This is a genomic window from Phytohabitans sp. LJ34 (assembly GCF_052068095.1).
Taxonomy (GTDB): Bacteria; Actinomycetota; Actinomycetes; order Mycobacteriales; family Micromonosporaceae; genus Phytohabitans.
On sequence record NZ_JBQHDG010000030.1, the window covers coordinates 117239 to 129093 of the forward strand.

13 protein-coding genes are annotated in these 11855 nt (G+C 75.4%); 8 read left to right on the top strand and 5 right to left on the bottom strand.

Annotation, left to right across the window (positions count from 1 at the left end; genetic code table 11):
* Nucleotides 1-5 precede the first annotated feature (5 nt).
* From ACTMTJ_RS39815 to ACTMTJ_RS39825, 3 genes are all read right to left on the bottom strand, one after another.
* Entirely contained in the window at nt 6-1553 is a 1548-nt protein-coding gene (locus ACTMTJ_RS39815; protein ID WP_441223928.1) for a DNA polymerase Y family protein, read from the bottom strand.
* A gap of 156 nt (nt 1554-1709) precedes the next feature.
* The gene (locus ACTMTJ_RS39820; protein WP_441223929.1) at nt 1710-2459 is read right to left on the bottom strand and encodes a hypothetical protein; all 750 of its coding nucleotides are present in this window, start codon (nt 2457-2459) and stop codon (nt 1710-1712) included.
* Nucleotides 2460-2504: 45 nt separating this feature from the next.
* The gene (locus tag ACTMTJ_RS39825) at nt 2505-2957 is read right to left on the bottom strand and encodes an SAV_6107 family HEPN domain-containing protein (protein WP_441223930.1); all 453 of its coding nucleotides are present in this window, start codon (nt 2955-2957) and stop codon (nt 2505-2507) included.
* A gap of 374 nt (nt 2958-3331) precedes the next feature.
* Here ACTMTJ_RS39825 and ACTMTJ_RS39830 point away from each other — a divergent pair, with 374 nt between their 5' ends.
* The 7 genes from ACTMTJ_RS39830 to ACTMTJ_RS39860 are packed head-to-tail and all read left to right on the top strand — an operon-like array spanning nt 3332 to nt 9336.
* A complete protein-coding gene (locus tag ACTMTJ_RS39830; protein WP_441223931.1) occupies nt 3332-4303 on the top strand; it encodes an EamA family transporter in 972 nt (323 codons plus the stop codon).
* Nucleotides 4304-4320: 17 nt separating this feature from the next.
* Nucleotides 4321-4830: a YbaK/EbsC family protein gene (locus ACTMTJ_RS39835; RefSeq protein ID WP_441223932.1), complete on the top strand. Its 510-nt coding sequence runs from the start codon at nt 4321-4323 to the stop codon at nt 4828-4830.
* Nucleotides 4827-5531 carry a monooxygenase gene (locus ACTMTJ_RS39840; protein ID WP_441223933.1) on the top strand — a complete coding sequence of 235 codons (705 nt, stop codon included), beginning with the start codon at nt 4827-4829 and terminating at the stop codon, nt 5529-5531. The genes ACTMTJ_RS39835 and ACTMTJ_RS39840 overlap by 4 nt, the downstream gene beginning before the upstream one ends.
* Nucleotides 5528-6070, top strand: a complete 543-nt coding sequence (locus tag ACTMTJ_RS39845) for a GNAT family N-acetyltransferase (protein WP_441223934.1) — start codon at nt 5528-5530, stop codon at nt 6068-6070. Before ACTMTJ_RS39840 ends, ACTMTJ_RS39845 begins: the two co-directional genes overlap by 4 nt.
* Before the next feature lie 4 nt (nt 6071-6074).
* Nucleotides 6075-6875: a carotenoid biosynthesis protein gene (locus tag ACTMTJ_RS39850; RefSeq protein ID WP_441223935.1), complete on the top strand. Its 801-nt coding sequence runs from the start codon at nt 6075-6077 to the stop codon at nt 6873-6875.
* A complete protein-coding gene (locus tag ACTMTJ_RS39855) occupies nt 6872-7930 on the top strand; it encodes a glycosyltransferase (RefSeq protein WP_441223936.1) in 1059 nt (352 codons plus the stop codon). Before ACTMTJ_RS39850 ends, ACTMTJ_RS39855 begins: the two co-directional genes overlap by 4 nt.
* On the top strand, nt 7927-9336 hold the full coding sequence (locus tag ACTMTJ_RS39860; RefSeq protein ID WP_441223937.1) for a phytoene desaturase family protein: 1410 nt from the start codon (nt 7927-7929) through the stop codon (nt 9334-9336). Before ACTMTJ_RS39855 ends, ACTMTJ_RS39860 begins: the two co-directional genes overlap by 4 nt.
* Before the next feature lie 143 nt (nt 9337-9479).
* On the opposite strand, the gene ACTMTJ_RS39865 is transcribed toward ACTMTJ_RS39860, so the two are convergent.
* Together ACTMTJ_RS39865 and metF are read right to left on the bottom strand one after the other, a co-directional pair.
* Nucleotides 9480-10148, bottom strand: coding sequence for a CDP-alcohol phosphatidyltransferase family protein (locus tag ACTMTJ_RS39865; RefSeq protein ID WP_441223938.1), 669 nt, complete (start codon nt 10146-10148; stop codon nt 9480-9482).
* 27 nt (nt 10149-10175) lie between these two features.
* Nucleotides 10176-11096, bottom strand: a complete 921-nt coding sequence (gene metF / locus ACTMTJ_RS39870; RefSeq protein WP_441223939.1) for a methylenetetrahydrofolate reductase [NAD(P)H] — start codon at nt 11094-11096, stop codon at nt 10176-10178.
* Nucleotides 11097-11446: 350 nt separating this feature from the next.
* Between metF and ACTMTJ_RS39875 the strand changes: the two genes are divergently transcribed.
* Nucleotides 11447-11855 (top strand): helix-turn-helix domain-containing protein (locus tag ACTMTJ_RS39875; protein ID WP_441223940.1); only part of this gene is annotated, 409 nt, incomplete at its 3' end.

Here is an 11855-nt window from a genome sequence, read left to right on the forward strand (position 1 = left end):
CCACCTCAGTCATATATCGCCTCTACCGACCAGATGCCGCCAGCCAGGGAGAGCAGCAGGCCCCAGCCGCCGGGGAGAGCGACCTGGAAGCGGGCCCGCCGCCGCGACTCCTCCGCCGCCCACCAGCGCTCGTCCGCCGGCCACGGCCCGATCCAGCCGATCACCTCGACCGACCGCTCCCGCCGCCGCTCGCGCCCTGTCGCGCTGATCACGACGCGGGCCGGCGGCGCGCTGACCTCCAGCCGGCCGCTCACCTCGACCGGCACACCGGCCGCGTCGTACACCATCACCCGGGCCGGCGCCGCCAGCACCTGCGCGGGCGCGGGGGCCGGGATCCGGCCGGGCCAGGGCGGCTGGCCGGATCGGGTCGGGATCCGCTCGTCGCCCCACGGGACCATCCGCGCCTGGTCGTCCGGCGAACGCCCGCCACCAAGCACCGCCGTGAGCACCGCCTCCGGCCCGAGGATGCCCTGCACCCGGTGCAGCGCCCGGTGCGCCCGCTCACGCTCCTCGCCGGTCTCGCCCCACAGGCCCGGCTGGAGCCCGACATGGCTCAACACCCCCTCGGGTATCAGCCGCAGGCGCACGATCCCGGACACCGGCCGCTCACGGCGCCCGGAGATCCACCCGTCGAGCTGCCACCGCACCCGGTCGGCGATGGCCACGGCGGTGAGCAGCCCGTCGTGCCGCCAGACCCGGTGCAGCTCCTGCCCGTCCGCGGTCACCGCCTCGATCGCCACCCGGGTGCAGGCCAGGCCGTGGGCGGCGAGCTTTTCGTGCAGCCGCTCGGCCAGCGACCGCGCCGCGAACGCCGCCACGTCCACCCGGTCGAGCGGCTCGTCGTACGTCTCGGTGACGTCGAGGTCGGGCGGCACGCGGCGGACCGCGAGCGGCCGGTGGTCGCGCCCCGCCGCCAGCCGGTGCGCCAGCGCCGCGTCGAACCCGAACCGGGACAGCACGTCAGCGGCGGGCAGGGCCGCGAACTCCCCGAGGGTACGCACGCCGAGCCGCCGCAGCAGGTCCGTCAACTGTGGACGGTCGAGCGCCTCGACGGGCAGCCCGGCCAGAAACTCCCGAGTCTCGCCCGGCGGCACGATCCGCCCGGTACGCGCCGCCAGCCCGGCCGCGAACACCCCGTCCGCGATCCCCACCTGGCTCTCCACGCCGCACACCTCGGCGATCCGCTCGACGATCGCCTCGGCCGTACGCTCCTCACCGCCGAAGTAGCGCACCGGCCCCTTGGCGGCCAGCGCGCAGGACCCCGGGCGGATCGCCTCGACCCCGACCACCAGCTCCTCGACCGCCGCCACCACCGGCTCGAACGCCCGCGCGTCCCGATCCGGGTCGTGCTCCACCACGGTCAGCCGCGGGCAACGGCTCTGCGCCTCCCGCTTACGCAGCCCACGCTTGACCCTCTCCGCCCGAGCCGCCTCGGAGCAGGCGATCACGCGGTTGGCCCGCACCACGGCGACGGGCCCGGTCGCCGGGATGCCCTCGACCAGCTCCAGGGCGATCACCGGCCAGTCGGGACACCAGACCAGCAACGTGCGCACGCTTGATCATAGAACACATGTTCGAACCCGCACTATGATCAACATCGCCCCGACCAGCGCATTGGCCACTCCCGCCCATACCGCACCACCACTTGCTCCCACGGCTCGAGATGCCACGAAGCCGACAGCGACCCTCGGCCACGACCCCGACTGGGGTCAGCGGATCAGGGTGAGTGTGGCGCGGCGGCCGGTGGAGCGGGTGGCTGGCTCGACGTCCACGACGGCGACCACCGGCTGGCCGTCGGCGCCGGGCATCCAGACGGTGATCTCCTTGGGGCGGGCGGCCGCGCCTCGGCCGCGGGCGACGATCGTCACGCGGCGCTGGCGGAGGCGGCCGCGGCCGGGGGTCAGGCCTTCCCAGTCGCTGCGGGTCACCTGGAGCGTCACGTCGGCGCCGTCCCACCGGCCGTACGGCACCAGCACGCTCCCCCGCTGCCGCGCGCGGGCGGCCAGGCGGCTGGCGATGGAGGCGGGCACGGTGCCGGGGACGGCGATGACCACCACGTCGATGCCGTCGATCAGGGCGGCGACCACGGCGGCCCACTCGGGGCCGGGGTTGGGCACCAGAGCCAGGCGGTCGAGGGCGATGCCGGCGTCGGCGGCGGCGACCGCGCCGAAGGTGGGGATGCCGACCATCGCGCACCACGAGCCGGTCCGGGACGCCTCGGCGATCAGCGCGAGGACCAGGGCGGAGCTGCCACCGGGCGCGCCGCCGGCGGGCAGCCCGCCATCCGGCAGGCCGCCGGCCGCGACGGTGGTGCCGCGGCGCAGGCCGCCGCCGGGCAGGAGCACGCCCAGCGGGGAGGCCACGGGCAGCACGCGGTGCCGCCCCGTGACATCCGGGTCGCTGGCCGGTCGGACCAGCCCGGCGACGGTAGCGGACCGGAGAGTCGCCTGGCCCGCCATGGCCTGTCTCGCTTTCCTGGTGTGCTTACGAAGACGAACGGTGGATCAGGCGGCGGCCAGCCCGTCGAGAGCGGGCTGGTGGGCCAGGCCTAGCGCGACCTCGACCACCGCCACGAACTGCTCGGCGGCGCGCAGCAGGTCATCGGCCTCGCGGGTGGTGACCACGCGCGGGATGCCGGCCTGTGCCGCGGCGCGCTTGCTCGCCCCGGCGGCGAAGTAGGTGGCCCACTCGCGCAGCTCGGGCGCCACCATCAGCAGCAAGGTCCAGACGCTGGTGACCCTGTTGCGCCGGGTGGGTGCGGGCTGCGCGCGGGCGGCGAGCATGGCCGCGGCGGCGCGCAGCGCGGACAGGTGGGCCGCGGCGTACCGCAGGCCGTCGGGACGGGTCTGTGCCGCTTCCTCCAGCCCGCGCCGGGCGAGGACGAGCAGCTCGGCGGGAGTGCGGTGCGGCAGCACGCCGGCGGGCACGGTGGGTGCCTGAGCGGTACTGGTCGGCATGGGACTCTCTCCTCGGCAATGTCCTGTCGTCGGCGCCAGCCGGGCGTGAACGCTTCCCCTCCTCACACCCGGCCGGCTCGGCCGGCGAGGCCGTTGCCCGCCGCCCGGGGGTCGGGGGTGGCGAGCAACGGTCCTGCCTGAGGGCCCGGACCCGCGAATGTCCAGGACCCGCACGCGGTCTCCGCGAACCGCTCCTGGGTGGCGCGTCGCGAACCGCTCCACCCAAGTCGTTCGAACAGTCGTTCGAACTACCAAGACAGTACACCTCGCGTACGACAAAAACGCAACGTCCGGTGGGCGTGCCGCCGGGGTTCCGAGAGGTAACGACCACAATGCGGTTCCACTCCTGACAGCCGGCCGGTAGCCTCACCTGCGTGACGAGGAAGCCCGCGCTGGGAGTGGCCATGGTGGTCGCCTCCGGCACGCTGTTCGCGGTCAACGGCACCGTGTCCAAGCTGGTGCTGCGCGCCGGCATCGAGCCGCACCAGCTCGCCTTCCTCCGGGCCGCCGGCGCCTTCACGGGCCTGCTGGCGATCACGTTGCTGCTGGGCCGCGGCCGCCGCCTGGCGGTCACCCGCCGCGACCTGCCGCTCCTGCTCGGCTACGGGCTGGCCGGCTTCTTCCTCGTCCCGATGCTCTACTTCGTGGCGATCTCCCGCTTGCCGGTGGGCATCGGGCTGCTGTTCGAGTACACGGCGCCGCTCTTCGTGGCGCTCTGGGTGCGCTTCGGCCAGCGCCAGCCGGTGCGGCCGCGGCTGTGGGGCGGCCTCGCGCTCAGCCTTGTCGGCCTCGCCTGCGTGGCCGAGGTGTGGGGCGAGCTGAGCCTCGACGGGCTGGGCGTGCTCGCCGGCCTCGCCGCGGCGGTGCTGCTCGCGCTCTACTACCTGCTCGGCGCGCAGGGCGTCGCCCGCCGCGACACGCTCTCGCTCACCACCTGGGCGTTCGGTGCCGCCGCCGTGGCCGGCCTGCTCACGCAGGCCGTGGCGCCGGCAAACGGTGGCTGGGCGCCGCTGGCCGAGTCCACCTCCGGCGGGGTCCCGATCACACTGCTCCTCGGGTACGTGGTGGTGCTCGGCTCGATCGCGCCGTACCTGCTGCTGGCCGGCGCCCTGCGGCATCTGCCGGCGACGAGCGTCGGCATCGTCGGCATGATCGAGCCGGTGATCGCCTCGGCCGTGGCGTGGATCACGCTCGGCGGCAGCGAGGCGCTCAACACGGCGCAGCTCGCCGGCGGCGCGCTGGTACTGGCCGGCGTGGCGCTGGCCGAGAGCGCCCGGGTGGCGTCACCGCCGCCCGCACCGGCCGCGGCCGAGGAGGAGAAAGTCGTGGCCGTCCCGGCCGGGTGAGCAGCAAGATGGTCGGCATGTCCACACACCCGAATGTGCAGGCTATACACCCTAACGTCCAGGCGGTACGAGACGCGCTGCGCGGCGCCGACGCCCGCGACGGCTCCGGCCGGCCCAGCGAGGTCCGGCTGCTGCCCGAGGCCGTGCACACCGCGGCGGCGGCCGCCGCCGCCCTCGGCATCGAGGTAGGCCAGATCGCCAACTCGCTGATCTTCGACGCGGAGGGCGAGCCGCTGCTGGTGCTGACCTCGGGCGCGCACCGGGTGGACACCGCCAAGGTCGCCGCCGACCTCGGTGTCGGCAAGCTCAAGCGGGCCGACCCCGACTTCGTCCGCACGCACACCGGCCAGGTCATCGGCGGGGTCGCCCCGCTCGGCCACCCCAAGCCGCTCCGCACGCTCGTTGACACCGCCCTGGAGCAGTACGGCGAGATCTGGGCCGCCGGTGGCGTACCGCAGGCGGTCTTCCCCACCACCTACGCCGAGCTGGTCCGGATCACCGCGGGGAGCCCGGCAGAGGTCGCGTGACGCCGTTCGTGACGCTCCACGTGTGGCGGGTCCCCCGCCGCGCGGTGCCGCGCGCCTTCGTCCGGATGGCGCTCGACCGGCGGCGGCTGCGCGCCACGTCCGGCGTCCGCTTCGCCAAGCTGCTCGGCACCGGCGACGGCTTCGGCCTGACGGACGCCGACCCGACCCGGTACGCCGCACTGGTGGTCTGGGACGACGCGGCCGCGGCGGAGGGCTTCGACGGCACACCCGTGGCACGTGCCTGGGAACGCATCGCCGAGGGCCGCCTCCGGATCGACCTCAGCCCGCTCACCAGCCGCGGAAAGTGGTCCGGCACAACGCCTTTCGGCGAGCCGCGCGGCCAGACAGAGGGGCCCGTGCTCGCGCTCACCCGGGCACGGCTCCGCCCGCGCCGGGCGGTGACGTTCTGGCGCGCCGTCCCGCCGGTCGCCGCCGCCGCGGCCACCGCGCCGGGGCAGCTCGCCCGCTTCGGCATCGGCGAGGCACCGATCGGCTGGCAGGGCACGGTAAGCGTGTGGCGGAACACCGCAGACCTCACCGAGTTCGCGTACCGTCACCCGGAGCACCGGGCGGCGATCCTCCGAACACCGACCGAAGGGTGGTACGCGGAGGACCTGTTCGCCCGGTTCGCCGTACTGGGGGTCATGGGCGACCGTAAGGTCGTTGGCTGGAATGACGGAGGGGAGCGCGGGCGCGCATGAGGTTGGTGCCGTGGATGCCGGACGACCTCACCAGGCGGCTGGACGACGTCGTCGCGGTGTACGGCGAGGCGATGGGCTACCGGGCCGAGCTGCTGGAGGCGCGGCGCGGCTACATCGCCACCCACGCGCGGCGGCCCGGGTTCCGTGCGGTCGCGACGCTCACCCGCGACGGCCACCTGGTCGGCTTCGGATACGGGTACACGTCCGCCGCCGGCCAGTGGTGGCACGACCAGGTGCGCGGCGCACTGTCCGAAGAGGCCCGCAAGACCTGGCTCACCGACTGCTTCGAGGTGGTCGAGCTGCACGTCCGCCCACCCGCGCAGGGGCACGGCGTCGGCGCCCGCCAGCTGCGCGCGCTGCTGCGCATGGCCGGCGGCGCCACCACCCTGCTCTCCACTCCCGAGGCCGACGAGTGGGACTCCCGGGCCTGGCGGCTCTACCGGCGCTTCGAGTTCGTCGACGTGCTGCGTGACTTCCGCTTTCCCGGCGACGAGCGGGCCTTCGCGGTGTTGGGGCGGCAGCTCCCCCTCCCCACCTGACCGCGTGAGACGCAGCCTGCCCTGGGCCCTGCTGGGCGGGCTCGTCCTCGTCCAGATCAGCTATCCGCTCACCGGCGGCGGCGCCCGCGCGGCGGTCACCGTGGCCACCGTCCTTCTGGGGTACGCCACGTCGGTGAGCCACGCGCTGCTCACCCGCGGCCCACGGGTGGCCGTCTGGCTCGTGCTGGTGACCACCGGCGGCGGCTTCGCGGTCGAGGCGCTCGGCGTGGCGACCGGCTTCCCGTTCGGCGAGTACGCCTACTCCGCCGACCTCGGCCCGCGGCTGGCCGGCGTGTCCCTTGTCGTGCCGCTGGCCTGGACCTGGATGGCTTGGCCGGCCTGGCTGGCGGCGGTCCGGGTCACCCGTTCGCGGGCGGGCCGCGTGGCGCTCGCCGCGGTCGGGCTCGCCGCCTGGGACCTCTTCCTCGACCCGCAGATGGTCGCCGAGGGGTACTGGACCTGGGCCGACCCCCGCCCCGCCCTGCCCGGCGTACCCGGCATACCGCTCGGCAACTACCTGGGCTGGCTCGGCGTGGCGCTGGTGATGACCGTCCTCGTCCGCACGAGCGCGCGGGAGGCCAGCACCGAGGACGCGCCGATGTACGCGCTGTACCTGTGGACGTACGCCGGCAGCGTCGTGGCGCACGCGGTCTTCCTCGACCTGCCCGGCTCGGGCTCGGCGCTGTGGGGCGCGCTGGGCATGGGGCTGCTCGCCGCCCCGCTGGCCTGGTCGCTGCGCGAGGAAGACCCGGACCGGCATCCGGGTCCGCACGCGGCTCCCAGCGGCACCGACGAGTCACCGTGACCTGGCTGCTCGTGGCGGTCGTCGCCGCGCTCACCGCGCACACCGTGATCAACGCGCGGCTGCTCCGCCGGCCGACCGGTGCCTCCACAGTGGACGAGCGGGTGGCCGTGCTGCTGCCGCTGCGCGACGAGGCCGACCGGGTCGAGCCGTGCCTGCGCGCGCTGAAGGCCCAGCGGGGCGTGCCGCGGCTGGAGGTGGTCGTGCTCGACGACGGCTCCACGGACGGCACCGCCGACCTGGTCCGCGCGCACGGCCTCCGCGTCGAGCAGGGCGCTCCTCCGCCGCCCGGCTGGCTCGGCAAGCCGCACGCCTGCCATCAACTCGCCGCCCTCGCGCCGCACGCCACCGCCCTTGTCTTCGTGGACGCCGACGTGGTGCTCGCCCCGCACGCCGTGGCCGCCGCGGTCGGCGAGCTGCGGGCGGCCGGTGTGGACCTGCTCTCGCCGTACCCGAGGATCGTGGCGCGGACGGTGGGCGAGCGGCTCGTGCAGCCGCTGCTCCAGTGGTCGTGGCTGACGTTCCTGCCGCTGCGCGCGATGGAGCGTTCGCCACGCCCCTCCCTCGCGGCGGCGGGCGGGCAGTTCCTGGTGGTCGACCGGGCCGGGTACGACCGGGCGGGCGGCCACGCGGCCGTGCGTGACAAGGTGCTGGAGGACGTGACGCTGGCCCGCGCGGTCAAGCGGGCCGGCGGACGGATCGCGCTCGCCGACGGGTCCGCGCTGGCCACCTGCCGCATGTACACGAGCTGGCGAGAGCTGGCGGACGGCTACGCCAAGTCGCTCTGGGCGGGCGTCGCCTGGCCGGTCGTGCTGCTCCTGCTCGCTTTGTACGCACTTCCGCCGATCCTGGTCACTATTGCGCCGGCGGGTGCTCTGTGCGCGTACCTGATGGGTGTCCTGGGAAGGGTGGTGGCGGCGCGGGCGACCGGGGGTCGGGCCTGGCCCGACGCGCTGGCCCACCCGGTTTCGATCGTGGTGTTCGCTTGGCTGGTGGTGCGGTCGCACCGCGAGCGGCGGCGGGGCCGGCTGGTCTGGCGCGGGAGGAGGGTGCCGTGAACGTGGTCGTGGTGGGCGCGGGCGTTGGCGGGCTGTCCGTGGCCGTCCGCCTGGCCGCCGCCGGGCACCGGGTGACGGTGCTGGAGCGCGGCGAGGCGGTGGGCGGCAAGCTGGCCCGGTACGCGCGGGACGGCTTCGTCTTCGACACCGGACCGAGCCTGCTGACGCTGCCGGAGGTGTTCGACCCTTCTCGTCGTGTCGCGGGCACGGGACGCGACCTCGTCGAGCCGGTGCCGCTCGACCCGATCGTGCGGCACCGCTTCCCGGACGGCACGGTGCTCGACTCGTGCCGCGACCCGGACGCCTTCGCGGCCCGCGTGGGCGCGGCGCTCGGCCCGGCCGCGGCCGCCGAGTGGGCGGGGCTGTGGCGGCGGGCCGGGCGGATCTGGGACACCTCGTGGCGGCACGTGCTCCGCACCTCGCTGTCGCCGGCCCGGCAGCTGTGGCGACTGTCCGACCTGTGGGCGATCCGCCCCGGGCAGACGCTGCGCGGGCTGGGGGTGCGCGACCCGCGGCTGCGGATGTTCGTCGACCGGTACGCGACCTACGCCGGCGCCGACCCGCGCCGGGCGCCCGCGGCGCTGCTCGCGGCGGCGTACGCGGAGCTGGCCTTCGGCGGCTGGTACCTGCCCGGCGGACTCGCGACGCTCGCCGACGCGCTGCTGTCCCGCTGCCTGGACCTGGGCGTGGTCGTCCGCTGCGGCACCGCGGTCACCGCCATCGACGCGGCGGGCGGGCGGGTGCACGGGGTACGCGCCGACGGTGAGCGCCTCCCCGCCGACGTGGTGGTGACCGATGTGGACGCTCGCGACGTCTACCGCGACCTGCTGCCCGCGCCGCGCCGGCTGGCCCGGCTGGCCGACCGCAGCCTCTCCGGTTTCGTGCTGCTCCTGGGGGTACGCGGCGAGTCCGGTCTCGCGCACCACAACGTGTACTTCCCGGACGACTACGACGCCGAGTTCGACGCGGTCTTCGGCGATCCGGGGCGGGGTGTGCGGGCCCGGCCGGCACCCGGCCCGACCGTGTACGTGACGGTGGCGGACGACCCGCTCGTCCGGCCGGCCGGGCACGAGGCCTGGTTCGTGCTGGTCAACGCCGCCCGCCAGGGCACGGCCGCGGACGCGGTCGACTGGCGCCGCCCCGGCCTCGCGGAGGCGTACGCCGACCGCGTCCTCGACGTGCTCGAAGCCCGCGGCGTCGCGGTCCGCGACCGGCTTGTGTTTCGCGAGGTACTGCCGCCCGGCGACTCGATCTACGGCACCGCGGGCTCGCTGCGCCGCCCGGCCAACCGCGGCCCGGTCGAGGGGCTGTTCCTGGTGGGCGGCTCGGTCCACCCCGGCGGCGGCCTCCCGATGGTGGCGCTGAGCGCCGACATCGTGGCATCCGAGATCGGCCCGGCGCACTGACCTTCCGGCGCGGGGTGCGGCGCGCTGAGGTTCCGCGCGACGCGCGACGCGCGACGCGCGGCCTCGGCGAAAGCGTGGCGCCGGGCGCGGCGGGCGGCGCGGCCTCAGCGAAGCGCGGCGGGCGCGGCAGGCGGCGCGCGGCCTCAGCGAAGCGCGCGGTGGAAGGCGGCGAGCAGCTGGAGGATGCCCACCAGGGCCAGCAGCACCCAGACCGCCGTCACGACCGTGATCGTGCCGGCCGGCAGGTCAGTCTGCACGAGCTCGACCGCGCCGGCCAGCAGCAGGCCGACGAACGCCACCGACACCCGCGTGGGCCGTTCGCCCACGGTCACCACACCGATGTCGCGCATGCCGGCGGCGGTGACCCGGGCGCGGATGTACTCGTGCAGCCAGGACAGCCCGCCGGCCGCCACCACCAGCGTGCCCGGCGCTCCCACCAGCCAGAAGGCGACGAGCCAGGCGGCCTCGCCGAGCCGGTCGGCGACCGAGTCGTACAGGTAGCCCAGCCGGGTGGCGCGGCCGGAGACCACCGCCGTGGCGCCGTCGACGCTGTCGGCCATCGCGGCGAGCAGTACGAACACGGCGGCGAGGGCGGGGCGGTCGGCGAGCAGCGGCACGGAGACGCAGAGCACCAGCCCGCCGAACGTGACCGCGGCCGGCGCGATGCCGACGCGGGCGAGCCCCGAGCCGATCACGTACGACACGCGGAGCCAGCCGCGCACCAGCGGCCCGGCCTTGCGCGGATCGAACCCGCCGTGTAGCCGGGCCCACCCGACCGCGTACTCGTCCCAGCTCAGCCGGCCCTTGCCCACCTTGGGATCAACCGCCCGGCGGGTCGATCAGACGCGGGCGCCGGCCGGAAGGTTCTGCCACACCTCACGGGTCGCCGTCGAACGGTTGAGGGTGATGAAGTGGATGCCCGGCACGCCCTCGTCGAGGAGCCGCGCGCACATCTCGCTGCACTGCTCGATGCCGAGCCGGCGCACCGCGTCGGCGTCGCCGGAGACCCGCTCGAAGCGCTCCAGCAGCGCGGGCGGGAAGGGCGCGCCGGAGAGCTGCTCGGACCGCTCGATCGTGGCCATCCGGACCACCGGCATGACACCGGGCACGATCGGGGTGTCGCAGCCGGCGGCGGCCACCCGGTCGCGCAGGCGCAGGTAGTCGTCGGCGTCGAAGAACATCTGGGTGATCGCGAAGTCGGCGCCGGCCCGGCACTTTTCGATGAAGCGGTCGGTGTCGCTGGCGATGTCGGGCGACCGGGGGTGCTTGTAGGGGAAAGCGGCCACGCCCACGCAGAAGTCGCCGGACTCCTTGAGCAGCCGGACCAGGTCCGCCGCGTACAGCACGCCCTCGGGGTGGCGCACCCACTCGCCCATCGGGTCGCCCGGCGGGTCGCCGCGCACCGCCAGCACATTGCGCACGCCGACGCCGGCCAGCCGGCCGATCACGTGGCGGAGCTCGGCGACCGAATGGTTGACCGCGGTGAGGTGGGCCATCGGCAGGAGCGTGGTCTCGGTGGCGACCCGCTCGGTCACGGCGACGGTGGTGTCACGCGTGGTGCCGCCCGCCCCGTAGGTGATCGAGACGAACGACGGCCGCAAGGGCTCCAGCTCGCGGATGGCCTGCCAGAGCAGCGGCTGCCCCTCGGCCGTCTTGGGCGGGAAGAACTCGAACGAGAACGTCGGCGCCGGGCCGGCGATCAGGTCACCGATCGACGGCTGGGAGCCACCGGGGAGGACGGAGGGGAGACCTAGTGCCACTCAGTGACTGTATCGGTTGCGCTCGAGCCGCAGTCGAGTCGTCTCAGAGCGTGGCGGCCCGCGTACCGCGGCCTTCGGCCCAGTGCTCACCCGGTCCGGCCAAGCCGGCCAACGTTCGTGGCCACCGCGGTACGGATCTTCCGCGCCGGAAAACGTCGTACCCACGCGGTAGAGAGTTACCCGGCACGGATGCCCGCTCCCGGCCCCGCGCGGGGGTTATCGGCCGGGTGGGCGCCCGCGCGGGGGTTACGGGGGCGTCCGGCGGCGCCCGGGGGTCGGGCGCTGCCGGGCGACCGAGGGGTCGGCACGCACGTCAGGAGGTCGTGACACTCGAGGGGGCTCAGTTCGCCGTGTCTGAGGCATGCACCGCCCAAGATCCGGGCGGCACGCCGTCACCGTCCACCGCGCCCGTCCCACTGGGCGCCATGTTGGCCGCGCTCCGGCAGGCGCACGGCTGGTCGCAGCTGCGCGTGGCCGAGCAGCTGTCCACGGCCGCCGGCCTGCACACCGTGAGCCGGCACGAGGTCAGCCGCTGGGAGCGCGGCGAGCGGGTTCCCGGCGACTTCTGGCTGGGCTGGCTCGCCATCGTGCTCGACGTGCCGGGGCCGGAGCTGGCGGTCGCCGCCGCGGCCGCCCGCCGGGGGCCCGCCCGCCGGGCCGCGCCCGGGCCGGCGCCGGTCGAGGGGCAGGCCGACCTGCTGCGGCTGGCGCACGCCTGGCTGGCCGACCCGACCGGCTCGCTCGGCCATGTCACGGCCG

Bases quoted from the DNA above. Each gene is read 5' to 3' on its own strand.
- ACTMTJ_RS39820 (WP_441223929.1), bottom strand. From the start codon at position 2,459: ATGGCGGGCCAGGCGACTCTCCGGTCCGCTACCGTCGCCGGGCTGGTC.
- ACTMTJ_RS39825 (WP_441223930.1), bottom strand. From the start codon at position 2,957: ATGCCGACCAGTACCGCTCAGGCACCCACCGTGCCCGCCGGCGTGCTG.
- ACTMTJ_RS39835 (WP_441223932.1), top strand. From the start codon at position 4,321: ATGTCCACACACCCGAATGTGCAGGCTATACACCCTAACGTCCAGGCG.
- ACTMTJ_RS39845 (WP_441223934.1), top strand. From the start codon at position 5,528: ATGAGGTTGGTGCCGTGGATGCCGGACGACCTCACCAGGCGGCTGGAC.